At 75.2% G+C, this 22,717-nt stretch carries 18 protein-coding genes; 12 read left to right on the plus strand and 6 right to left on the minus strand.

Annotation, left to right across the window (positions count from 1 at the left end; translation table 11 throughout):
• Positions 1–141: 141 nt before the first annotated feature.
• Positions 142–1,275: an aminoglycoside phosphotransferase family protein gene (locus ACIQU6_RS34995; RefSeq protein WP_403485751.1), complete on the minus strand. Its 1,134-nt coding sequence runs from the start codon at positions 1,273–1,275 to the stop codon at positions 142–144.
• 285 nt (positions 1,276–1,560) lie between these two features.
• Between ACIQU6_RS34995 and ACIQU6_RS35000 the strand changes: the two genes are divergently transcribed.
• Positions 1,561–3,087, plus strand: a complete 1,527-nt coding sequence (locus ACIQU6_RS35000) for a hypothetical protein (protein ID WP_403485752.1) — start codon at positions 1,561–1,563, stop codon at positions 3,085–3,087.
• A 407-nt stretch (positions 3,088–3,494) separates the two neighbouring features.
• Here the strand turns inward: ACIQU6_RS35000 and ACIQU6_RS35005 are convergent, their stop codons facing one another.
• Positions 3,495–4,961 (minus strand): PP2C family protein-serine/threonine phosphatase, encoded by a 1,467-nt coding sequence (locus ACIQU6_RS35005; protein ID WP_403485753.1) that lies wholly within the window; start codon positions 4,959–4,961, stop codon positions 3,495–3,497.
• A 312-nt stretch (positions 4,962–5,273) separates the two neighbouring features.
• Between ACIQU6_RS35005 and ACIQU6_RS35010 the strand changes: the two genes are divergently transcribed.
• From ACIQU6_RS35010 to ACIQU6_RS35030, 5 genes are all read left to right on the plus strand, one after another.
• Positions 5,274–6,698 (plus strand): HEAT repeat domain-containing protein, encoded by a 1,425-nt coding sequence (locus ACIQU6_RS35010; RefSeq protein ID WP_403485754.1) that lies wholly within the window; start codon positions 5,274–5,276, stop codon positions 6,696–6,698.
• Positions 6,699–6,811: 113 nt separating this feature from the next.
• On the plus strand, positions 6,812–7,945 hold the full coding sequence (locus tag ACIQU6_RS35015; protein ID WP_403485755.1) for a glycosyltransferase family 4 protein: 1,134 nt from the start codon (positions 6,812–6,814) through the stop codon (positions 7,943–7,945).
• Complete coding sequence (locus ACIQU6_RS35020; protein ID WP_403485756.1) at positions 7,942–9,162, plus strand: glycosyltransferase; 1,221 nt, start codon at positions 7,942–7,944, stop codon at positions 9,160–9,162. Before ACIQU6_RS35015 ends, ACIQU6_RS35020 begins: the two co-directional genes overlap by 4 nt.
• The gene (locus ACIQU6_RS35025) at positions 9,159–10,019 is read left to right on the plus strand and encodes an SGNH/GDSL hydrolase family protein (protein WP_403485757.1); all 861 of its coding nucleotides are present in this window, start codon (positions 9,159–9,161) and stop codon (positions 10,017–10,019) included. The genes ACIQU6_RS35020 and ACIQU6_RS35025 overlap by 4 nt, the downstream gene beginning before the upstream one ends.
• Complete coding sequence (locus ACIQU6_RS35030) at positions 10,016–13,648, plus strand: hydantoinase B/oxoprolinase family protein (RefSeq protein WP_403485758.1); 3,633 nt, start codon at positions 10,016–10,018, stop codon at positions 13,646–13,648. Before ACIQU6_RS35025 ends, ACIQU6_RS35030 begins: the two co-directional genes overlap by 4 nt.
• Positions 13,649–13,704: 56 nt before the next feature.
• On the opposite strand, the gene ACIQU6_RS35035 is transcribed toward ACIQU6_RS35030, so the two are convergent.
• The 4 genes from ACIQU6_RS35035 to ACIQU6_RS35050 form a co-directional block, all read right to left on the minus strand.
• The gene (locus ACIQU6_RS35035; protein ID WP_403485759.1) at positions 13,705–13,986 is read right to left on the minus strand and encodes a hypothetical protein; all 282 of its coding nucleotides are present in this window, start codon (positions 13,984–13,986) and stop codon (positions 13,705–13,707) included.
• Between the two features lie 165 nt (positions 13,987–14,151).
• A complete protein-coding gene (locus ACIQU6_RS35040) occupies positions 14,152–15,045 on the minus strand; it encodes a biotin-dependent carboxyltransferase family protein (RefSeq protein WP_403485760.1) in 894 nt (297 codons plus the stop codon).
• Positions 15,042–15,755, minus strand: a complete 714-nt coding sequence (gene pxpB, locus ACIQU6_RS35045) for a 5-oxoprolinase subunit PxpB (protein ID WP_403485761.1) — start codon at positions 15,753–15,755, stop codon at positions 15,042–15,044. Before pxpB ends, ACIQU6_RS35040 begins: the two co-directional genes overlap by 4 nt.
• The gene (locus ACIQU6_RS35050) at positions 15,752–16,528 is read right to left on the minus strand and encodes a LamB/YcsF family protein (protein ID WP_403485762.1); all 777 of its coding nucleotides are present in this window, start codon (positions 16,526–16,528) and stop codon (positions 15,752–15,754) included. Before ACIQU6_RS35050 ends, pxpB begins: the two co-directional genes overlap by 4 nt.
• A gap of 192 nt (positions 16,529–16,720) precedes the next feature.
• Here ACIQU6_RS35050 and ACIQU6_RS35055 point away from each other — a divergent pair, with 192 nt between their 5' ends.
• The 6 genes from ACIQU6_RS35055 to ACIQU6_RS35080 all read left to right on the plus strand — a co-directional run bounded on the left by ACIQU6_RS35055 (position 16,721) and on the right by ACIQU6_RS35080 (position 22,713).
• Positions 16,721–17,464 carry a GntR family transcriptional regulator gene (locus tag ACIQU6_RS35055; protein WP_403485763.1) on the plus strand — a complete coding sequence of 248 codons (744 nt, stop codon included), beginning with the start codon at positions 16,721–16,723 and terminating at the stop codon, positions 17,462–17,464.
• A 156-nt stretch (positions 17,465–17,620) separates the two neighbouring features.
• On the plus strand, positions 17,621–18,331 hold the full coding sequence (locus ACIQU6_RS35060) for a DUF969 domain-containing protein (RefSeq protein WP_403485764.1): 711 nt from the start codon (positions 17,621–17,623) through the stop codon (positions 18,329–18,331).
• Entirely contained in the window at positions 18,328–19,296 is a 969-nt protein-coding gene (locus ACIQU6_RS35065) for a DUF979 domain-containing protein (protein ID WP_403485765.1), read from the plus strand. The genes ACIQU6_RS35060 and ACIQU6_RS35065 overlap by 4 nt, the downstream gene beginning before the upstream one ends.
• Positions 19,297–19,352: 56 nt before the next feature.
• Positions 19,353–20,018 (plus strand): pyroglutamyl-peptidase I, encoded by a 666-nt coding sequence (gene pcp / locus ACIQU6_RS35070; RefSeq protein WP_403485766.1) that lies wholly within the window; start codon positions 19,353–19,355, stop codon positions 20,016–20,018.
• Positions 20,019–20,150: 132 nt separating this feature from the next.
• Positions 20,151–21,689: a hypothetical protein gene (locus ACIQU6_RS35075; RefSeq protein ID WP_403485767.1), complete on the plus strand. Its 1,539-nt coding sequence runs from the start codon at positions 20,151–20,153 to the stop codon at positions 21,687–21,689.
• A gap of 85 nt (positions 21,690–21,774) precedes the next feature.
• The gene (locus ACIQU6_RS35080; RefSeq protein WP_403485768.1) at positions 21,775–22,713 is read left to right on the plus strand and encodes a hypothetical protein; all 939 of its coding nucleotides are present in this window, start codon (positions 21,775–21,777) and stop codon (positions 22,711–22,713) included.
• Positions 22,714–22,717 lie beyond the last annotated feature (4 nt).

The following is a 22,717-nucleotide window of genomic DNA, read 5'->3' on the forward strand; positions in this document are numbered from 1 at the left end:
CCGGGGGGGGCCCCCCCCCCCGGCCCGGCCCGGGGCCGGGCCGGGGGGGGGGGGGGGGGCTGGGTTGGGGCCCCCCCCTGCGGGGCGGGGCGCGCCCCCCCGGGCCCCCGCCGCTCACGTGGTGCCCCTCCGGGGCCGGGGTCAGCGGGTGCCGACCGCCGCCCGCACCGCCCGCCGCGCCATCTGCGCGTCGTCGTGCAGCCTGCGCAGCAGCAGCCGCTGCTCCTCCCCGGGCGTCGGTGCCCCGGGGTGCCCCGCGGCCGGCGCGGTGGCCGGCGCGGGCTCGCGCATGGTCCGCTGCACCGCGGTCTCGTACCGCCGGATCTCGCGGGTGAGCACCAGCATCAGATTCACCAGGAAGGCGTCCCGCGCGGCGGTGCCCGGCGCCTGGGCGAGCTGGCTGATGTGCCGGCGGGCCACCGGGGCGTCGCCGAGCACCGCCCACAGCGTCGCCAGGTCGTAGCCCGGGAGGTACCAGCCGGCGTTGTCCCAGTCCAGCAGCACCGGGCCGGCCGGCGAGAGCAGGACGTTGTTCAACAGGGCGTCGCCGTGGCAGAACTGGCCCTGGGTGTGCGCCAGTCCGTGCAGCAGCTTCTGGAGGTCGCCCAGATCCCGGTCGGTGAGCAGCCCCAGGTCGTGGTAGCGCCCGATCCGGCCCGCGTAGTCCAACGGGGCGTCGAACAGACCGGCCGGCGGGCGCCAGGAGTTGACCCGGCAGACCGCGCCCAGCGCGGCCCGGACGTCGGCCCGCGGCGGCGCCTCCGAGGGGTGCCGGGCCAGGGCCGCCACCCGGCCGGGCATCCGCTCCAGCACCAGCGTGCAGTTGTCGGGGTCGGCCGCCACCAGCCGCGGCACCCGGACCGGCGGACGGTGCCGGACGAACGCCCGGTACGCGCTTATTTCCTGCCGGAAGCTGTCGACCCACGCGGGAGAGTGGTCCAGTAAACACTTCGCGACGGCGCTCATCCGCCCGGTCGTCCCCAGGAGCAGTACGGTCTTCCCGCCCCGGCGGAGCACCTGGACCGGGTTGAACTCCGGACAGATGCGGTGCACCGAGGCGACGGCGGCGCGGAGCTGGGCGCCCTGGGGGCCGGACAAGTCGAGTCTCCCGCTGAGCGGTTGGGTGCCCAACCCCTGTGCCCGCCGGTTCCGGCCGCCGGCCAGACCGGTCACCGCCCCCGCGGAGGGGGAGGGATCGAGATACGGCCCGCTGCCGGCAGGGTGCGGGCGGTACGTCCGGGTGGGGGCGGTCACGGCGGACGATGCTGCATACATGGGTGAGACAGATCCCTTCGTGCGCCGACGAGTTGCGTGCGCTCCCGGCCCGGTGACGGGAACCCGTGAACGGGCCCCGTACAGGCGGCCGTCCGCGGGTCCCCGTGAGAGGGCACGCACCCTGGGGAATGCGGTCCCGTCACCGGGCCGGGGGCTGCACACCTACCGAACACGCGGGTGCGGGTGGCAGACCATCTGGCGCACCCTGGCGAACCCTGGCGAATGCTCGCAGCGCACGTCAGCCGCCGATACTGTCAACTCAGTCGAGGAACCTGGGGGCTTGACGTGAGCAGGGAGCCAAACACTCGTCTCGCGGACCTTTTCGGCCTGGCCGGCTGGTCCAAGGGAGAACTCGCGAGGCTGGTCAACCGGCAGGCGGCGGCCATGGGCCATCCGCAACTGGCGACCGACACCTCGCGGGTGCGGCGCTGGATCGACATGGGGGAGACCCCCAGGGATCCGGTGCCCAAGGTGCTGGCCTCCCTCTTCACCGAGCGCCTCGGCCGTGTCGTAACCACCGAGGACCTCGGGTTCGCCCGGACCGGTCGCGCGGGGAAGCGGCAGGCCATGGACGGTCTGCCGTGGGCGCCCGAGCGGACCGCAGCGGTCCTCACGGAATTCACGGGAATGGACCTCATGCTCAATCGACGCGGCTTGGTGGGGGCCGGCGCGGCGCTCGCCGCGGGTTCCGCACTCACCGGTGCCCTGCACGACTGGCTGCACACCGACCCCGCTCCGCTCGCCCTCCGCCACGACGATCCGCTCGCCCACGAATCCCTGCACGAACTCGACCAGATCGGCCTCGACCGCTACGAGGCGGCCCCCGTGGGGTCACAGGAGATCGACGCCCTGGAACACTCCGTCGAGGTGTTCCGCCGCTGGGACGCGGCCCGCGGCGGCGGCCTCCAGCGCAAGGCCGTGGTCGGCCAGCTCAACGAGGTCGGCGGGATGCTCGCCTACCGCCACCCCGAGCACCTCCAGCGCCGGCTCTGGGGCGTGGCGGCCAACCTCGCGGTGCTCGCCGGCTGGATGTCCCACGACGTGGGCCTGGAGCCCACCGCCCAGAAGTACTTCATCATCGCGGCGCACGCGGCCCGCGAGGGGGGCGACCGCCCGCGCGCCGGCGAGGCGCTCTCCCGGGCCGCCCGGCAGATGGTCCACCTGGGCCGCCCGGACGACGCCCTCGACCTGATGAAGCTGGCCAAGTCCGGTTCGGGCCAGGAGACCCTGCCGCGCACCCGCGCCATGCTGCACACCATCGAGGCGTGGGCGCACGCGTCCAAGGGGCACGGCCAGGCGATGCGCCGCACCCTCGGCGAGGCCGAGGAGCTGTTCGTCTCGGACAAGGCCGATGTGCCGCCGCCGGCCTGGATGCAGATGTTCGACGAGGCGGATCTGCACGGCATGCAGGCGCTGGCGTTCCGCACCCTGGCCGAACACGACCCCGCCGCGGCCAAGATGGCGCAGAGCCACGCCACGAAGGCGCTCCAACTGCGCAAGACCGGTCATCAGCGGTCGCAGATCTTCGACTACATCTCGATGGCCTCGGCCTGCTTCATCGGCGACGATCCCGAACGGGCCGACCGCTACGCCCGGTTGGCGCTGGTCTGCATCGGGGAGAACTCCTCGCACCGCACCTGGGACCGGCTGCGGGAGATGTTCCGGCTCACCGGCCAGTACACCGGCTGCGGCAAGATCCAGGACCTCCGCGAGGAGCTCCAGCAGGTCCTGCCGAAGCCGAAGCCCAAGGGGAAGGGCGGGGGCCTGGTGCCGGGCCTCAAGATGGCCGGGGAGCCGAACTTCGGGGTCTGAGTCGTGCCGCCCGCCCGCGGCCACCCACGGGAATCCGTAGGGCAGACCCACGCCCGGCGTCAGAACGCCGTCCCCCATGTCCGCGGCCCCTGACGCCCGTTGACGCCCCCGCCGCCGGCAAGACCGCCGCCGGAACGCCTACGACAATCCTGCCGATCACCGAACCCGTAGCCGCACCTTCGATCGGTCCGCCGATGCCGATCGAGCTGCCGGCCGTCCCGCCGCCGTCCACCCCGCCCGCCGCCCCGCTGACCGACTCCTCAACCGCGCAGCCCTCGTTGACACATGGCGTAAGTGCCGCAAAAGCGACACGGGTGGCGCGCTGTCACCCCGCAGGGCGGGTCGAGCCCTCGGGGCGGGCGGCGCGGCCGTGGCCGGCCCGCCCCCGAGACGGTCGAGCCGTCGCGTCAGTCGCCGACCCGGGCGATCAGCACGCAGGCGTCGTCCTCGCGCTCGGTGGCGCCGAACTCCTCGACCACCGTGCGGACGCTGTCCTGCGCGCTGCGGGCCGCGGCGAACCGTGGTGCCAGGGCCAGGAGCCGCTGGGTGCTCTCGTGGGCGCTCCCCGGGCCGTGGGTGCGGCGCGGGACCAGGCCGTCGGTGTGCAGCACCAGTAGGTCGCCGGGCTCCAGCCGCTCGGTGCGCTGGCCGTAGCTCGCGCTGGAGGTGGCGCCGAGCAGCACGCCCTCGGGCGGGTCCAGCGCGCGCCCCGTGCCGCCGCGGAACAGCAGCGGCGCGGGGTGCCCGGCCTGGGCCCACTCCAGCGTCCGGGTCGCCGGATCGAACTGGCAGCACACCGCGCTGCCCAACGCCGGCTGGGTGGCGGTGTCCAGCAGTTGGTTGAGGAAGCCCATCAGTTGGCCCGGCCGGTGCCCGGCCACGGCCATCCCGCGCAGCGCGCCGAGCACCATGGCCATCCCGGACGTCGCCGCCACGCCGTGCCCGGTGAGGTCGCCGACGCTCAACAGCGTGCGCCCGTCGGGGAGTTGCAGCGCGTCGTACCAGTCGCCGCCGATCAGGGCGGAGGTGCCGGCGGGCAGATAGCGGCCGGCGAGGTCCAGCGTGACCGTGCCGCCCCCGGGGAACCGCAGCGAGCCGCGCCACGGCGGCAGTACGGCCTCCTGGAGCTCGACCGCGAGCCGGTGCTCGGTCTGTGCGATGTGCTGCTCGCGCTGGAGCGAGTCGCCGGTCTCGCGCACCGCCATCTGGCTGCGGCGCAGCTCGCTGACGTCCCGGAGCACGGCCCACATGCAGGCGGTGCCGCCGTCGGCGTCGAGCACCGGTTCGCCGACCATGTGGACCGTGCGGATGCCGGAGTCGGTGCGCACGATGCGGAACTCGCCGTCGATCGGCCGGCCGTCCACCAGGCAGTCGGTGACCATCACGGCCAACTGCTCCTGGTCGTCGGGGTGTACCAGGGACGGCAGTTCGTCCAGCGTCAACGGGCCGTCGGTCTCGTCGCGGCCGAACATCGTGAAGAGCTCGTCGGACCAGTTGACCTCGTCGGTGAGCAGATTCCATTCGGCGCTGCCGACCCGGCGCAACAGTGCGCCGGGCGCGGGCGCCGCCGGCGCGGGCGGGGCGGCCGGCAGTTCGGCGAGCGCCCCGGGCTCCCCGGCGGGCACGGTCGGCAGGCCCTCTCTGAGCTGGTCGAGATGGCCCCCGAGGTCGTCCAGGTGATGGACGGCGAGCTCGCACAGTGCCCGCTGCCAGCGGAGCTGCGGGTCGGCGGCGAGGTCACCGGCCACCGAGGACTCTCTGCGTACCGCGTCGAGGCCACCGCGCAGGGTGCGGGCCTGCGAGATGAGTGCCTCGACCGCGTCGCGCTCGGGGGTCCGATCGGCTGGGTGATCCGCGAAGAGAGGGGGCGGCATGACGTACTCCGTGATCAGGCGGCGCCGGAACGTATGGGCCGGTTACGACTCTTGCACAGGCTGCGACGGTGCGTAAGGGATTTGGCATTACCCGATACGGTGGTGCAACCGGCATATGCCAAAGGCTTCCCCTCGGCAACCGGGCCCGAATCGGCGGAATGAAGCGTTCCACGCTAGGCTGCGGCCGCCGTAGAGCTGTCTACCCCACCGATCCACGGGGGGAACGACGCATAGGGCCCGCGGCCACCGGCAAGAATGCCGGTCAGCGGAAATCCCGTTGCCAGCCTGTCCCCCGCACCGGATGCTGACCTCATGTTCGATCCAGACATAGCGCCCAGTGGCACCCTGCTCGGCCTCCTCCAGCGAGGCCGCGGCGACGGGACCCTGCATGCCCTCGCGGCGCCGCGGGCCGAGGCGCTCGCGGCACTCAACGACAGTGTGCTGCGCGACCCGCGCCGGGACTGGCAGGTGGAGAACCGCTCGCTCTACTACGCGCGCCTCTACATGCAGCTCGACGGCGGCCTGGAGGAGATCGAACGGCACCTCTTCCACCCCGACGACCGCATCGACACCGGGGAGGAGCGCACCGGCCTCGCCCTCGCCGTCCTCGGCCACCTCGCCTCCTACGGCAGGGACGCCGCCCGGCTGCTGCTGCGCAGTTACGCCGCGGTGGGCAGCAACTGGCGGTGGGCCCTCGACGAGCTGGCGCTGCGCGACGACGACGCCGGGCTGATGAGCCTGGCCCCCGCCGTGCTGGCCCGTTTCCCCCAGACCGCCCAGGGCGCCGCCGAGTTGGCCGCCACCGTGCGTGACGCCTTCGAGCCCCGGCCGTGGCGGCTGTGGGCGGAGGACGCCCGTTACGGCGCGCGGTTGGTCGCCGCCAAGGAGGACGGCTCCTTCGACCGTTGGCAGCGGCAGTTGCGGCCGCGCGGGCCGCGCCCCGGCTGGAGCGTGGCCGAGGTGCTGGAGTGGGCCCAGCAGGAGCTCGAACCGCGCCCCGAGGAGCACCGTTATCTCGCCGCGGCCCGCTGCCTGAGCGCCGTCGCCGGTCCCGAGGACCGCGCCGAGCTGCTGCGGGCCGGCCGCGGCGGACCGGACGCGGCGCGCGCCGCCGTCCTCCACCACCTCGCCGAGCGCGGCGACGCGGCGGTCCTGGACCTCGTCGAGGAGGCCGTCACCGACCCGCTCTCCGCCGAGCCGCTGATCGCCGCCGCGCTCTGTGCGTACGAGCGGATGCGCAGCGTGGCCGCCGTCGAGCAGGCCAGGATCTGGGCGGCGCGCGCCGACCGGCTGGGCGCGTCCGCCGCCGCGATGCTGGCCCGCCGGGGCGCCCGCCGCGACACCGGGCTGGTGCTGGCCGCGCTGCGCCGCACCGTGCGGGAGGAGGGGCCGAACGCCTGCACGCTGTGGGAGTTGGTGGACGGCGCCGGCCGCCTCGGGATCGCCTGCGCCGCGCCCGTGCTGCGCCACCTCTACCGCGAGACGTCCTCCTCGCAACTGCGCGGCCGGGCCGCCGCCGCGCTCGCCTCGACCGACCCCGGTTTCCCGGCCGGCTTCGCCGTCGAGTGCCTGTGGGACTGCGAGGAGGCCACCCGGGAGCTGGCCGCCCGGCACGCGGCCACCGCCGACGACCGGGTCGTCGAGCAGCTCCGCCGGCTGGCCGCCGACCCGGCCGAGGAGGCCGAGGTGCAGACCGCCGTGCGGGCCCGCATCGAGCCGGACGCCCCCGCGGTGTGAGGCGGCCCGGCAGAACCGCCTGACCGGGCGGGTGGGCGAACGCTCATGGGACGTTCGCCGGTTGGAAAGATCCCCTTGGCCCCGTCCACGCACGGCGCGCCGACAACAGCGGTATGCGTGTCGTCCTCGTGACCGAATCCTTCCCGCCCGACGTCAACGGCGTCGCGCACTGCGCCCTCCAGACCGCCCGCCATCTCGTCCGGCGCGGACACGAACCGCTGGTCATCGCGCCGCTGGCGAACTCCGCGCCGGCCGCCGCGCCGTACGCGCAGGAGAGTCCGTGCCCGGTGGTGCGGGTGCCCTCGATGCCGCTGCCCGGATACCCGCAGGTGCGGATCGCGCTCCCGGGGCGACGACTGACCGCCGCGCTGGACGGGCACCGGCCCGACCTGGTGCACCTGGCGAGCCCGTTCGTCCTGGGGGCGCGGGGGATGGCGGCCGCGGCACGGCGGGGGGTGCCGGCGGTCGCGGTCTACCAGACGGACATGGCCCGGTACGCGCGGACGTACCTGGGGCGCGGCGGGGCGGCGGCCTGGCGACGGATCCGGGCGGTGCACGCCGCCGCCGACCTCACCCTGGCGCCGTCCAGCGCGGCGCTGTTGGACCTGACCGAGCACGGGGTGCCGCGGGTGCGGCTGTGGCCGCGGGGGGTCGACTCGGAGCGGTTCCATCCGGGGCGCCGGGACGCGGTGCTGCGCAGTTCCCTGCTGGCGGGGCGGGAGTTGTTGGTGGGGTACGTGGGGCGGCTGGCGCCGGAGAAGGACGTGCGGCTGCTGGCCGAGACCTCCCGGCTGCCCGGGGTCCGCACCGTGGTGATCGGCGAGGGGCCCAGCGCCGCCGCCCTGCGGTCCCAGTTGCCCGGGGTGCGGTTCCTGGGCCGGCGTACGGGCGACGAACTGGCCCGGCTGTACGCCTCGTTGGACGTCTTCGTGCACACCGGCCCGTTCGAGACGTTCTGCCAGACGGTGCAGGAGGCGATGGCGTCCGGGGTGCCGGTGGTCGCGCCGGCCGCCGGCGGTCCGCTGGACCTCGTCGACCACCGGCGGACCGGGCTGCTGGTCCCGCCCGGCGACGGCGGTGCCCTGCGGGACGCGGTGCGGGTGCTGGGCGGGGACGCGGAGCTGCGGATGCGGTACGGCGCCGCGGGCCGGCGGGCGGTCGCGACCCGCACCTGGGAGGCGGTCGGCGACCAACTGCTGGGCCACTACGGCGACGTGCTGGCCGACCGGACGGCGGTGGCGGCATGACGGCGCGCCGGGCCCGGGGCGGCCGGTCGGGGCTGCGGATCGTCCGGCTCGCCAACTTCGTCACCCCGGCCTCCGGCGGGCTGCGCACCGCGCTGCGCGAACTGGGCGCCGGCTACCGGGCCGCGGGCCACGAACCGGTGCTCGTCGTGCCGGGCCCGCCGGACGCGCTGGGCCCGCGCGGTGTACGGGACGAGGAGACCGCCCAGGGGCGGGTGTTGACCCTCCCCGGGGCGGTGGTGCCGGGCAGCGGCGGCTACCGGGTGCTGACCGACCGCCGCCGGCTGAGCCGCCTGTTGGAGGGGCTGGCCCCGGACCGGTTGGAGGTCTCGGACCGCACCACGCTGCGGTGGACGGGGGAGTGGGCGCGGCGGGCCCGGGTCCCGGCGGTGATGGTGTCGCACGAGAGCGTGGACGGGGTGCTGGCCACCTGGGGCGTGCCGCGCCCGCTGGCCCGTGCCGTCGCCGACCGCGTCAACTCCCGTACCGGGTACGCCTACAGCCGGGTGGTGTGCACGACCGAGTGGGCGGCGGCGGAGTTCGTGCGGGCCGGGGCCCGGAACGTGGTGCGGGCCCCGCTCGGCGTCGATCTGGTCGCCCGCCACCCGGACCTGCACAGCGCCGCGCTGCGCGGCCGGTACGCCGGGCGGCACCGGGTCCTTCTGTTGCTGTGCTCCCGGCTGTCGACGGAGAAGCGGCCGGGACGGGCCCTGGAGGCGCTGGACGCGCTGCGGCGGCGGGGCGTCGACGCGGCGCTGGTGGTGGCCGGTGAGGGGCCGCTGCGGGCGCGTCTGGAGGGGCGGGCACGCGCGGCGCGGCTGCCGGTGGCGTTCCTGGGGCACCTCGCCGACCCGGCCCGGCTGGCGGCGCTCCAGGCGAGCGCCGACGTGGTCCTGGCGCCGGGGCCGGCCGAGACGTTCGGGCTCGCCGCGCTGGAGGCGCTGGCCTGCGGCACCCCGGTGGTCGCCAGCGCGGCCTCGGCGCTGGCCGGGCTGGTGGCCGACGGCGGACAGACCGCGCTCGACGACGGCCCGTCCTTCGCGGACGCGGTGCAACGGGTGCTGGCGCGGCCGGAGTCGGCGCGCCGCAGTGCCGCCCGGTTGTGTGCCGAGAACTACGGCTGGCGGCCCGCGGTGGCCGCCTTCCTGGCCGCCCATGACGCGCCGCGGCCGGCCGGGGTGGCACCCGCGCGCCCGGTGGCGCCCTGGGGCCCGCGGTGACGCCCCGGTTCGTGGCCCTCGGGGACTCGCTCACCGAGGGGCTCGGCGACCCGGTGGCCGGCGGCGGGTGGCGGGGCTGGGCGGCGCTGCTCGCCGAGGCGTTGGGGGAGCGGCCCGGCGGCGTCGCGCTGGTGAACCTGGCGCGCAGCGGCGCATTGGCGGACGAGGTGGCGCGCGAGCAACTGCCGGTGGCGCGCGCACTCGCCCCGCGCTATGCGTCCCTCCTGGCGGGCGCCAACGACACCCTGCGCGCCGCCTTCACCATCGAGCGGGTCGCGGCCGCGCTGGACCGGGCGCACGGCGCGCTGAGCGCCGGCGGGACGGTGGTGCTGACCGCGTGCCTGCCCGACCCCGGTCGGATGCTGGGGCTGCCGGCCCCGCTGGCCCGCCCGTTGGCGCGCCGGATGCGGGCCGTCAACACCGTGGTGCACGCGGTCTCCGCGCGCTACGGGGGCGTCCATCTGCACCTCGCCGACCATCCCTGGGTGGCGGAGCGGGCCACCTGGAGCGTGGACCGGCTGCACCCCAGCGAGCGCGGCCACCGGCTGCTGGCCCGCGGCTTCCACACCGTGCTCACCGCCCGCGGGGTGGCCGCCGGGCCGCCGCCCCCGCTCACCCTCGACGGCCCCCCGCCGACCCGCACCGGCTCGGCGGTGTGGATGGCGACCCGCGGCACCCGGTGGGTGGCCGACCGGTGCACCGACCTGTTGCCCGGTCTGCTGGCGCTGGCCGTACAGGAGTGCCGGTACGGCCTGGCCGGATCCGCGCGGCTGTTGGACGCGGCGGCCGAAAACGCCACCCGCAGCGCCCTGGCGGCCCTGACCGAGCCGGGCGGCGCTGCGACAATGGCGGGATGACCGGACGCTGGGAGTTCTGGATCGACCGCGGCGGCACCTTCACCGACGTGGTGGGCAGACGGCCGGACGGGCACCTGGTCACCGGCAAGCTGCTCTCCCACCACCCGGAGCGCTACCGGGACGCCGCGGTCGCCGGGATCCGGATGATGTTGGGGCTCGGCCCGGACGAGCCGGTCCCGGCCGAGCGGGTCGCGGTGGTCAAGATGGGCACCACGGTCGCCACCAACGCCCTCCTGGAGCGCACGGGCGAGCCGACGGTGCTGCTGACCACCGCGGGCTTCCGGGACGCGCTGCGGATCGCGTACCAGAACCGGCCGCGGATCTTCGACCGGCGGATCGTGCTGCCGGCGGCGCTCTACGAGCGGGTGATCGAGGTGCCGGAGCGGGTCGGCGCCCGCGGCGAGCCGGTCCGACCGCTGGAACGGGGGCCGGTGCGCGAGGAGTTGCGGCGGGCCCACGCGCAGGGCCTGCGCAGCGCGGCCGTGGTGCTGATGCACGGCTACCGCTACCCGGCGCACGAGCGGGCGGTCGCCGAGCTCGCCAGGGAGGCCGGCTTCACCCAGGTCAGTTGCTCGCACGAGGTCAGTCCGCTGATGAAGCTGGTGGCGCGCGGCGACACCACGGTCGTGGACGCCTACCTCTCGCCGATCCTGGGCCGCTACGTCGCCGAGGTCGCCGCCCAACTCCCCGGTATCCGGCTGCTGTTCATGCAGTCCAACGGGGGACTGCGGGAGGCCGGCCACTTCCGGGGGAAGGACGCGGTGCTGTCCGGCCCGGCGGGCGGGGTGGTCGGCATGGTGCGGACGGCCGCGGACGCCGCCCGCGCGCACGCCCCGGGCGGCCCGGACGGCGGCGCGGACCGGGTGATCGGCTTCGACATGGGCGGCACCTCCACCGACGTCTCGCACTACGCGGGCGAGTTCGAGCGGATCTTCGGCACCGAGGTCGCCGGGGTGCGGATGCGCGCCCCGATGATGAACATCCACACCGTCGCCGCCGGCGGCGGCTCCGTCCTGCACTTCGACGGCCGTCGCTACCGGGTCGGCCCCGACTCCGCCGGCGCGGACCCCGGCCCCGCCTGCTACCGGCGCGGCGGCCCGCTCACCGTCACCGACGCCAACGTGATGCTCGGCCGGGTCCAACCCGACCACTTCCCGGCGGTGTTCGGTCCGGACGGCGACCGGCCGCTGGACGCCGGGGTGGTCCGGGAGCGGTTCGCGGAGCTGGCCGCCCGCGCCGCCGCGGAGACGGGCGACGACCGCGGCCCGGAGGACGTCGCCGCCGGCTTCCTGGACATCGCGGTGCTCAACATGGCCAACGCGGTCAAGAAGATCTCCGTCCAGCGCGGCCGGGACATCACCCGCTACACGCTGGTCAGCTTCGGCGGCGCGGGCGGCCAGCACGCCTGCGCGGTCGCCGACGCGCTGGGCGTCGACACCGTCCTGGTGCCGCCGCTGGCCGGGGTGCTCTCCGCGTACGGCATCGGGGTCGCCGACGCCACCGCGATGCGCGAACAGGCGGTCGAGGAGCCGCTGGCGGACCCCGCGGCGATGGCGCGGGTGCGCGCGGTCTGCGCCGACCTCGACCGGCAGACCCGGCGGGAACTCCTGGCCGACGGCGTGCCGGAGGCGTCGCTCGCCACCCACGCCCGGGTCCTGGTCCGTTACGCCGGCACCGACTCCACCATCGGCGTGCCGCTCGCCGACGCCGCCACCATGGCCGCGGAGTTCGTTCGGGCGCACCGCGAGCGGTACGCCTTCACCATGGACAAGCCGCTGGTCGCCGAGGCGGTGTCGGTGGAGGCCCGCGGCGCGGCCGGCGGGGCCGCCGACTTCGACCTCCAACCCGGCACGCGTCAGGGCGAATTGACGCCGGTCGCGACGGTCCGGATGCACGCGGGTGGGCGGTGGCGGGAGGCCGGTCTCTTCCGCCGCGCCGAGCTGCGGTCCGGCGACACCCTCACCGGCCCGGCGATCATCGCCGAGGAGGACGCCACGACCGTCCTCGATCCCGGGTGGCGGGCCGCCGTCGGCGCCCGTGGCCACCTGCGGTTGACCCGGGCCCGGCCGCGCCCCGCCCGGACCGCCGTCGGCACCGGTGCCGACCCGGTGATGCTGGAGGTCTTCAACAGCCTCTTCATGGCCATCGCCGAGCAGATGGGCGTCCGCCTGGAGAACACCGCGCACTCCGTCAACATCAAGGAGCGGCTGGACTTCTCCTGCGCGCTCTTCGACGCGACCGGCAACCTGATCGCCAACGCCCCGCACATCCCCGTCCACCTGGGGTCGATGGGGGAGTCCATCAAGGAGGTGCTGCGGCGGCGCGGCGACGACCTGCGGCCCGGCGACGCCTACGCCGTCAACGACCCGTACCACGGCGGCACCCACCTGCCGGACGTCACCGTCATCACCCCCGTCTTCGACGCCGGGGGCGGAAAGCCGCTGTTCCTCGTCGCCTCCCGCGGCCACCACGCCGAGATCGGCGGCATCACCCCCGGTTCGATGCCCGCGTTCAGCCGCACCATCGAGGAGGAGGGCATCCGCTTCGACAACTGGCTGCTGGTCCGGGACGGGCGGCTGCGCGAGCGGGAGACCCGCGCGCTGCTCGCCTCCGGGCCGTACCCGTCGCGCGCCCCGGACGTCAACCTCGCCGACCTGCGCGCCCAGATCGCCGCCAACGAGAAGGGCATCCGCGAACTGCGGCGGATGGTCGAGCAGTTCGGCCTGGATGTCGTGCGGGCCTACATGGGGCACGTCCAGGACAACGCCGAGGAGTCGGTGCGTCGGATCCTCGTGGGGCTGCCGGACGGGCGGTACCGCTACGAGACCGACGGCGGCGCGGAGATCCGCGTCGCGCTGACCGTCGACCGGGCCGCCCGCAGCGCCGTGCTCGACTTCGCCGGCACCTCCCCGCAGTTGCCCGGCAACGCCAACGCGCCCAGCTCGGTGGTGCTGGCCGCGGTGCTGTACGTGCTGCGCACCCTGGTCGCCGAGGACATCCCGCTCAACAGCGGCTGCCTCAAGCCCGTCGAGGTGCGCATCCCGGAGGGCTCGATGCTGGCGCCCGTCTTCCCGGCGGCGACCGTCGCCGGGAACGTGGAGACCTCCCAGGCGGTGACCGGCGCGCTCTACGCGGCGATGGGCGTCCAGGCCGAGGGCTCCGGCACGATGAACAACCTCACCTTCGGCAACGCGCGGGTGCAGTACTACGAGACGGTGGCCAGCGGCGCGGGCGCGGGCGACGGCTTCGACGGGGCGGACGCCGTCCAGACCCACATGACCAACTCCCGGCTCACCGACCCCGAGGTGCTGGAGTGGCGCTATCCGGTCCGCGTCGAGGGCTTCGCGCTGCGCGCGGGCAGCGGCGGCACCGGCCGCTGGCACGGCGGTCGCGGGGCGGAGCGGCGGCTGCGGTTCCTGGAGCCGATGACCATCGCGCTGCTCTCCGGGCACCGCAGGGTGCCGCCCTACGGGATGGCCGGCGGCGGGCCCGGTGCGCTGGGCGCCAACTTGCTGGAGCGGGCGGACGGTTCGCGGGAGGAGCTGCGGGGCTGCGACACGGCCGAGGTCGGCGTGGACGACGTGCTGGTCATCCGCACGCCGGGCGGCGGCGGGTACGGGGAGTCGTAGCCGGCGGCGCCCGGTCGCGGACCGGCTGTGTCCGCGACCGGGGCCGGGGCGCCCTCCTACTCCTCCGCCGCCCGGCGGCACGCCGCGTAGGCGATCTGCGCGGGCACGGAGCCCTCGCGCAGCTCGAAGTAGCAGGCGTGCAGGCTCTCGGGGGCGCCCTCCTCGACCATGAGGCAGGCCCGTTCGGCCACCTCCCGGTCGGCGTCGGGGTGTTGCTCCAGGACGGCGTAGTAGCACGCCTGCGGGCTGGCGTGGGCGGCCGGGGCGAGGGCCACGACTCCGCCGAGGGCCAGGACGAGCCCGCTGAGTGCGGCGGTGAGACGCGGAACGAGGCGCATGGTGGTGACGGTTCCTTCCGTGCGGAGGCACGAGCCGGTCGCTCGGTGCGGTTGATCCGCTACGGACAGTGCCCCGGCGGGAGAGCGGGGATGCGGGGAACGGCGGGGCGCGAGGCGCGAACTGCCGGCGTGCGGAGTGGACTTCGGCCGGCGCCCCGCCCGGCGTCAGCCGGTGTGCGCCGCCCCGCCCGGCTTCCGGCCCAGTCGCACGAAGCGCACCGGCGTCCCCGGCACCGCCTGCGCCGCGGCGGGCAGCCACCGCTCCGGGACGACGCCGACGACCGGATAGCCGCCGGTCGTCGGGTGGTCGTGCAGGAACAGCACCGGCAGTCCGTCGGGTGGTACCTGGAGGGCGCCCAACGGCATGCCCTCGCTGGGGAGTTCGCCGTCCCGGGAGCGCTCCAGGGGCGGGCCCTCGGTGCGCAGCCCGATCCGGTTGGAGGCCGGGGACACCCAAAACCGCCCGGTGGCCAGGGTGCGCAGCCCGGCGGCGGTGAACCAGTCGGCGCGCGGCCCGGGCAGGAACGGCAGCACCAGCTCGGCGGCCGGGCCGGCGTGCGGGACCGCGTCAGCGGCGGCCGGGGGCCCGTGCGGGGTCCCCAACGGGAGCACCGCGCCGTCCGCGAGCGGGTCCGGTCCCAGGCCGGAGAGCAGGTCGGTGGCGCGGCTGCCGAGCACCGGCTCGGTGTCCACGCCGCCGGCGAAGGCGAGGTAGCAGCGCACCCCGTGGGTGGCGGCGCCGACCTCCAGCACCGCGCCGGCCGGGACGCGGACCGGTGCGCCCCAGGGGGCGGGGCGGCCGTCCACCGTCACCGGGCAGGCGGCGCCGGTGACCGCGACGGTGGCGGCGGTGCGCACCCGGACCGCGCACCCGGTGAGGGTGGTCTCCAGGGTGGCGGCCGAAATCCCGTTGCCCACCAGGCGGTTGGCGAGCCGGTGCGCGGGCTCGTCCAGGGCACCGGAGCGGGGCACGCCCAGGTGGGCGTGGCCGGGCCGGCCGAGGTCCTGGACGCAGGTCAGCGCGCCGGCCCGGACCACCGTCAGGGCGCGGTCGGTCATCGGGCGGACTCCTTAGGGGCGTGGCGGGACGGGGCGGTGCGCGGTGCCGGCAGCGGCGCGTCCTCGGGGACGAAGCGGACGGGGGTGCCGGGGGTGAGCAGCGCCGCCGGCTCCCGCCCCGGGTCCCAGAGCACGGCGTCGGTGCGGCCGATCAGCCGCCAACCGCCGGGGGAGGCGCGCGGATAGACCCCGGTGTACGGGCCGGCCAGGCCGACCGAGCCCACCGGGACGCGGGTGCGGGGGGTCTCCCTACGGGGCACGTGCAGAGGCTCGGCGAGCCCCGTCAAGTAGCCGAAACCGGGCGCGAATCCGCAGAACGCGACCCGGAAGGAGGTGCCGGAGTGCAGCCGGACCACCTCGTCGGGGGTGACGCCCCACAGGGCGGCGACCTCGGCGAGGTCGGGCCCGTCGTAGCGGACCGGGATCTCCACGGCCGGGCGGTCGCCGGCGGCCGGCGGCGGGATGCGCCAGGTGGCGAGCTCCGCGCCCAGCGCGCCGGGGTCGGCGAGGCCGTCGAGGAAGACCGTGCGGGCGGCCGGTACCACCTCGCGGACCGCGGGCAGGGTGCCGTCGACGGCCCGGCGCAGCAGTTCGGCGTGGAGCGCCTCGACGTCCTCGTCGCTGGTCAACTCGACCAGCAGCCCCCGCTCGCCGACCGGCCGGGCCCGCAACGACAACGGCGCGGCCGCGCCGGGGCGTTGGGCCGTCACACGAAGCTCCGGATGCGGACGCCGGCCGCGGTCAGCTCGGCCCGGACCCGCCGGGCCAGCTCCGCGGCGCCCGGGGTGTCGCCGTGCAGGCACAGGGAGCGGGCGGCGACGGCGATCCGGGCGCCGTCGCGGGTGGTGACGGCGTGGTCGCGGGCCAGGCCGACGGCGCGCTTGACGACGGCGTCGGGATCGTGGACCACCGCGCCCGCCTCCCGGCGCGGGGCGAGGGTGCCCCGGTCGGTGTAGGCGCGGTCGGCGAACGCCTCGGCGACGACGGGGAGTTCGGCCTCCTGGGCGGCGCGGTGCAGCAGCGAGCCGGGCAGTCCGAGGACCGGGAGGCGGCCGCCCGCGGCGCGGATGCCGGCGACCACCGCGGTGGCCTGCTCGGCGTCGTGTACGCAGCGGTTGTAGAGCGCGCCGTGCGGCTTGACGTAGCCGACGCGGGCGCCGGCGGCCCGGGCGAAGACCTCCAGCGCGCCGATCTGGTAGGTGATCTCGTCGGCCAGTTCCTCCGGCGGCACGTCCATCGCGCGGCGCCCGAAGCCCGCCAGGTCCCGGTAGGAGACCTGGGCGCCGATCACCACGCCGCGGGCGGCGGCCAGTTCGCAGACCCGGCGCATGGTGGAGGGGTCGCCGGCGTGGAAGCCGCAGGCGACGTTGGCGCTGGTGACGACGGAGAGCAGTGCCTCGTCGTCGGTGAGCTGCCAGCGGCCGAACCCTTCCCCGAGGTCGGCGTTGAGGTCGATGAGGCCGGGGGCCGCCGAATCACTCATGGATGTCCGTTCCGGGTACGCGGGCTGCGGGAGGCGGATGCGGGAGTGCCGAAGTGCAAGCCAACGTACAGATCGTTGAACGATCCGACAAGAGGTGTGTTGTCCCGTCCCGTCATCTGGGATTGACTGCGGCTGACATCGCAGCGGGACGGGCCGGCGGTCCGGCCGAACGGGACGAGAGCGGTAGGCGGTATGGCGGGCGGAGTGACGAAGAACGACGGGCGGCGGCTCGCCGAGGTCGCGGGGCTGGAACAGGACCGCGCGCTGCTGGGCCGCGCCAGCACGGCCGAGCGGGTCGCCGACATCCTGCGGGACCGGATCACCGAGGGCTACTTCCCGCCCGGCGCGCGGCTGTCGGAGGAGAGCATCGGCGGCGCGCTGGGCGTCTCGCGCAACACCCTGCGCGAGTCCTTCCGGCTGCTCACCCACGAGCGGCTGCTGGAACACCGGCTCAACCGCGGGGTCTTCGTGCGGATGGTGACCGTCGAGGACCTGGACGACATCTTCCGGGTGCGGGCGCTGGTGGAGTGCGCCGCGGTGCGCGGGCTGGGGCAGGGCCCGTACGGGCCCGAGGTCGCCGCGTCCGTGGCGGCGATCGAGGCGGCGGTGCGGGCCGGTGAGGAGGCGGCGGCGAACCGGGTCTGGGAGGAGCTGTCGACCGCCAACCTCCGCTTCCACCAGGCGATCGTGGCGCTCGCCGGCAGCCCGCGGACCGACGAGCTGATGCGCGGGGTGCTGGCCGAACTGCGGCTGGTCTTCCACGTGATGGCCGACCCGCAGCGGTTCTACGCGCCCTACCTGGTCCGCAACCGGCAGATCGCGGAGTCGCTGCTGGCCGGCGACGCGGTCGCGGGCGAGCGGCTGCTGCGGGCCTATCTGGAGGACTCGCGCGGCCAGTTGTCGGCGGCGTACGCCCAGCGCATTGCCGAGGGCTGAGCGCGCTCCCATTTTGTCGGCGCCAACCCCTTGTCGGATCGTTCAACAATCACATAGCCTCCGCTGCAATCTCTTGTCGCTCCCTTGACGTCCGCGCCCCGCCCGACGGCCGGCGCGCACGCGGGGGCACTCCCCGTACGCGGAAGGCGGATCTCCATGATCGTGCTGCTCGGCGTGCTCGTGGTCGTCATCGGCTTCGCCACGAAACGCAATCCCCTGTTGGTCGTGGCGGTGGCCGGCATCCTCACCGGGCTGCTCGGCGGGCTCTCGCCCACCAAGGTGCTGGCCGCCTTCGGCGAGGGCTTCGCCGGCAGCCGCGCGGTGACCATCTTCGCGATCACCCTCCCGGTGATCGGCCTGTTGGAGCGCTACGGCCTCCAGGAGCAGGCCCGCACCCTCATCGCCAAGTTCGGCCGGCTCACCACCGGGCGCTTCCTCGCGCTCTACCTGGGCCTGCGGCAGATCGGCGCCGCCGTCGGGCTGACCAACGTCTTCGGCCCCGCCCAGACCGTCCGGCCGCTCGCCGTCCCGATGGCGGAGGGCGCCGCCGAGCGCCGGCACGGCCAACTCCCGTCCCACACGCGGGAGAAGGTCCGTTCGTTCGCGGCCAGTGCGGACAACGTCGGCCTCTTCTTCGGCGAGGACGTCTTCCTCGCCGTCGGCTCCATCCTGCTGATCACCGGCTTTGTCAACACCACCTACGGGACCCACCTCGAACCGCTGCACCTGGCGCTGTGGGCGATCCCCACCGCGGTGTGCGCCTTCGTCGTCCACGGTTGGCGGCTGCTGCGGCTGGACCGCTACCTGGAGCGTGAACTGCTCGCCGCCAACGTCCAGTCCACCCCCGCAGCGGAGGCCACCCGATGATCAAGGCTGAGTGGTTCTACTGGCTCGTCGGCCTCAGCTTCCTGGTGATGGCCGGCCAGATGGTCGCCGACCGCGGCAACCCCAAGCGCTTCGGCACCGGCGCCTTCTGGGGCCTGGTCGGCGCCGGATTCATCTACAGCAGCTGGGTCGTCACCAAGCGGGCGCCGGCGGAGCCGTTGGGCGTCGCGGTGCTGGTCATGGCCGCCCTGGCCGGCTTCGGCTGTACCGGGCGCGGCACCCCGCGCACCACCACCCCCAAGGAGCGCGCCGCCAGCGCCGCCCGCCTGGGCAACAAGCTCTTCCTCCCCGCCCTGACCATCCCGGCCGTGGCGATGGCCTGCGCCATCGGCGTCAAGCACCTCTCCTTCGGGGGCCAACCGGTCCTCCAGAAGGGCAGCGAGACGATTCTGGGGCTCGGCATCGGCGCGGTCGTCGCGCTCGTCGTCGGCATGGTGCTGCTGCGCGAGAAGCGGCTCTCGGTACCTGTGGAGTCCGGCCGCACCATGCTGGAGGCGATGGGCTGGGCGATGCTGCTGCCCCAGATGCTGGCCACGCTCGGCACCATCTTCCAGGTCTCCGGGGTCGGCGGCCAGGTCGGCAAACTGGCCACCGCAGTGCTGCCCGAGGACTCCCTCTACGTCGCGGTGGCCGTCTACTGCGTGGGCATGTTCGCCTTCACGCTCATCATGGGCAACGCCTTCGCCGCCTTCCCCGTGATGACCGCCGCGGTCGGCTGGCCGGTTCTGGTCGGGCACTTCCACGGCAACCCGGCCGCGGTGCTGGCGCTGGGCATGCTCTGCGGCTTCTGCGGAACCCTGGTGACCCCGATGGCCGCCAACTTCAACATCGTCCCGGCGGCGCTGCTCGAACTGAAGGACCAGTACGGTCCCATCAAGGCGCAGTTGCCGACCGCCGGCGTCCTGCTGGGCTGCAACATCGTCATCATGGCGCTGTTCGCCTTCTAGCGTCCGCCCGTTGACCCCCGGCGGCCCCGCCGCCCGCACCCACGAGGAGGGACCGCGTGACCGCCCCCACCACCGAGCCGACCCGCGTCCTGCTGACCGGATTCGAGCCCTTCGGCGGCGAATCCCTCAACCCGTCCTGGGAGGCGGTGCGCGCCGCGGTGGCCGCCCCGCTCGACGGCGTGGAGTTGCACGCCGCCGAACTGCCCTGCGTCTACGGCGGATCGGTCACGGCCCTGCGCGCCGCGATCGCGGAGGTTCGTCCCGATGTCGTGGTATGCGTCGGGCAGGCCGGTGGGCGCCCCGACATCACCGTGGAACGGGTCGCCGTCAACGTCGACGACGCCCGCATGCCCGACGGCGCGGGCGCGGAGCCGGTCGACGAACCGATCGTGCCGGGCGGCCCGGCCGCCTACTTCGCCACCCTCCCGATCAAGGCGTGCGTGGCCGCCGTCCGCGCCGCGGGCCTGCCGGCCTCGGTCTCCAACACCGCCGGCAGCTTCGTCTGCAACCACGTCTTCTACGGGCTCGCGCACCTCATCGCCACCGAACTGCCCGAGCTGCGCGGCGGGTTCGTGCACGTCCCGTACGCGCCGGAGCAGGTCACCGACCGTGCCCAGCCGTCGCTGCCGATCGCCGCGATCGCCGCCGCGCTGCGGGAGGTCGCCGCCACCGCCGCCCGCACCCGCACCGACCTGCGGGTCGCGGAGGGGGCCACGCACTGAGCCCGCGACGCCCCCGGTAAAATGGCCGGTCGGCCGGCTCGCGGGTCCGTCAACGGGTCCGGGCGCGGTCCGCCCATGAGGGGATCCGTGCCGTTTCGTCCCTTGTCAGTGCCAGCGCCTACGCTGTGCGACGTGACTTCTTCCGCCCCGGGCGCGGCTGCGCCCCAGCTCAACGGCCAGAGCCGGCCCGCGCCCGGCCCGGCCGCCGACGAAGGACTGGCCCGCCGACTGCGCGCGCTGGCGTGCACCGCGCCGCTGCACGACCTCGACGCGCGCAAGGCCAACCTCGCGGGCGAGTACGGGGTGTACGCGATGGCGGAGGTGGCGCTCGCCGTCATCGACCTGGTCACCCTCAACATGGACTTCGACACCGGCGCCGACCACGAGGAGATAGTGGCCAAGGTCCTCCCACGGGTCGCCGCCCAGGCCCCGGACCGTCCCGCGGCGGAGCACGAGCGGGTCGCCCGCTGGGTGCTGGAGAACCTCATCAACGTCGGCAGCGTGGACCGCGGCTTCCGCGCCGTCTACGGCACCTTCACCGCCGACGGCGAGTACGTCCGGCGCGACTACGACTTCAAGCTCATCGAGGAGGTCCCCGGCGCCGGCGGCAGCGTCTACCTCCGCGCCACCGACGAGGCGGTCAACGTCCTGGTCGGCGCCCTGGACACCGACGTCACCAGTGCCCAGATCGCCGCCGAGGTCAAGCTGGAGGTGCTGATCAGCCGCGGCCGGCTGGCCGATGCCCAGCTCGCCGCCGAGCAGGCGCGCTACCGCACCGTCCAGTACGCCGAGACCCTCCGCAAGACCCTGGAGGCCACCCGGCGCAACGTCCGCTCGGTCGACTGGCTGCGCGCCGTCCCCGACATGATCAGCGAGGCGCTGGACCACGTGGCGGACCGCTACCGCCACGAGAACGCCATCCTCACCAACATCCGCAAGGCCCGCGACGAGGCCGAGGCCGTCGACGAGAAGACCGGCGAGCACAAGCGGCGCGCCGCCGAGCTGGTGGACATCGTCAAGGACTGCATCCGCCGGCACACCCAGCTCCAGTCCCGCCTCCTGGAGGCCGGCCCGCTCTTCCGCGCCGAGCAGGACCGCCAGGCGTTCGCCGCCCCCGCCGCCCGCTCCGGCCTCGACCTCTACGGCCAACTCGTCGCCCCCGTACTGCCGCTCCCCGTCGAGCAGGCCACCCGGGTCACCGACGCCTTCTTCGCCCGCGGCACCGGTCTGCGCACCCCCGCCGCGGTCCGGGTCGTCGATCTGGTCGAGGTGCTGCTCACCCCGCCCGTGGAGCGCGAGCACCTCGGCGCCGAGATGCCCGAGCCCGATCTGATCGCCACGCCCGACGACAGCCGCTTCAGCGAGGCCCAGCTCGACGCCGCGATGGCCCTGCTCGACCTCCCCGTCGACGCCCCCCGCCGGCTCTCCGGCCTGCTCGCCGAGGCCCGCCGCGGCGATCCCGAACTCCCGTACCTGGTCGCCCTGTTGGCGGTGCACGCCGCCAGCCCCCCGGTCGGCACCGCCTACCGCCAGGGCGAGCAGCAGTTGCTCTTCGCGGTGGACGACGGCACCGAGTTGACGGACCCCGAGTTCGGCGGCGCCGACCTCATCGTCGGCACCGCCCTGCTGGACGCGGCCGGGATGGCCGCCGACCGCTCGGAGGTGGCCTGATGCCCGCCGCGCCGCACGCGCTCCGGATAGCGCCGCCGCCCCGCCACGAGATACCCCCGACCGTCCCCCGCAAGGAGCCTGCCCCGTGACCCAGTACGACGCCGACGAGGTGCCGCAGCCCGATCCGGCGCCCGGCACCGGCGAGGCGGCCTGGGGCGCGCCCGCCGACGCCCCCGAACCGGCCCCGGCCGGCCCTGCGCCGATCACTCCCGCGGACGCCGCCGACGCCGCCCGGCTGGTCTCCTTCGGCCTCCAGCCCAAGCTGCTGCCGGCCCGCGACGCCGAATACGGCGACCTGCTCCGCCGGTACCGCGAGGAGCCCGCCTTCGCCCGCCTCGCCGACGCGGTCGCCAGCGGTCTCGGCCTGGTCGTGCTGGAGGTCTCCACCCGTGCCGGGATGGCCGTCACCGCCGCCGAGGACTCCGTCTTCGCGGTCCGGATGGGCGACTACGCCCGCCGCGCCTCGGCCGACTCCGCCGACCGCTTCCTGCACGGCCTGGCCCATCTGGCCGTCGCCGCCATGGCGTTCCCGCGCCCCGAGGACCTCGCCGACGACGGCTACATCGGCCGGATCACCGTCAACGGCGTCGACGCCTTCGTCCGCCAGGCGTGCCGCCGGCTGGAGGAGCGCGCCGAGGAGGACGGCGAGAACACCGACCCGGTCAGCGACGCCCCCGGCCTGGAGTCCGCCTGGCGGGTCTACGCCCGGCGCAGCGCCACCGGCGCCACCAAGGACGCCCGGCGGCTGGCTGGTTCGACCACCGGCATCATCGCCAAGGCGGTCACCTTCCTCGTCGACTCCGGCTTCCTCCAGCGCACCGGCGACGACGCCGGCGGCACCTACCGCACCACCGCCCGCTACCAGCTCCAGGTCCGCGACATGGCCGGCACCGCCGCCATGGCCGAACTTCTCGAACTGGGCGTGGTCCCGGTCTCCGACGGCAGCGCCTCGCTGCTGCCCGGCGAGGAGACCGAGGACCTCGACCTGGTCGCCGAGGCCGGACTGCCGTTCCACTCCGGCTGACGCC

The sequence above is a fragment of the Streptomyces sp. NPDC090442 genome (genome assembly GCF_044769405.1).
Classification (GTDB): Bacteria; Actinomycetota; Actinomycetes; order Streptomycetales; family Streptomycetaceae; genus Streptomyces.

Coding starts and splice junctions, on each gene's coding strand:
- ACIQU6_RS35060 (WP_403485764.1), top strand. CDS start 17,621: ATGATCGTGCTGCTCGGCGTGCTCGTGGTCGTCATCGGCTTCGCCACG.
- ACIQU6_RS35040 (WP_403485760.1), bottom strand. CDS start 15,045: ATGACCGACCGCGCCCTGACGGTGGTCCGGGCCGGCGCGCTGACCTGC.
- ACIQU6_RS35020 (WP_403485756.1), top strand. CDS start 7,942: ATGACGGCGCGCCGGGCCCGGGGCGGCCGGTCGGGGCTGCGGATCGTC.
- ACIQU6_RS35035 (WP_403485759.1), bottom strand. CDS start 13,986: ATGCGCCTCGTTCCGCGTCTCACCGCCGCACTCAGCGGGCTCGTCCTG.
- ACIQU6_RS35015 (WP_403485755.1), top strand. CDS start 6,812: ATGCGTGTCGTCCTCGTGACCGAATCCTTCCCGCCCGACGTCAACGGC.
- ACIQU6_RS35065 (WP_403485765.1), top strand. CDS start 18,328: ATGATCAAGGCTGAGTGGTTCTACTGGCTCGTCGGCCTCAGCTTCCTG.
- ACIQU6_RS35055 (WP_403485763.1), top strand. CDS start 16,721: ATGGCGGGCGGAGTGACGAAGAACGACGGGCGGCGGCTCGCCGAGGTC.
- ACIQU6_RS35050 (WP_403485762.1), bottom strand. CDS start 16,528: ATGAGTGATTCGGCGGCCCCCGGCCTCATCGACCTCAACGCCGACCTC.
- ACIQU6_RS35005 (WP_403485753.1), bottom strand. CDS start 4,961: ATGCCGCCCCCTCTCTTCGCGGATCACCCAGCCGATCGGACCCCCGAG.
- ACIQU6_RS35030 (WP_403485758.1), top strand. CDS start 10,016: ATGACCGGACGCTGGGAGTTCTGGATCGACCGCGGCGGCACCTTCACC.
- ACIQU6_RS35010 (WP_403485754.1), top strand. CDS start 5,274: ATGTTCGATCCAGACATAGCGCCCAGTGGCACCCTGCTCGGCCTCCTC.
- ACIQU6_RS34995 (WP_403485751.1), bottom strand. CDS start 1,275: ATGTATGCAGCATCGTCCGCCGTGACCGCCCCCACCCGGACGTACCGC.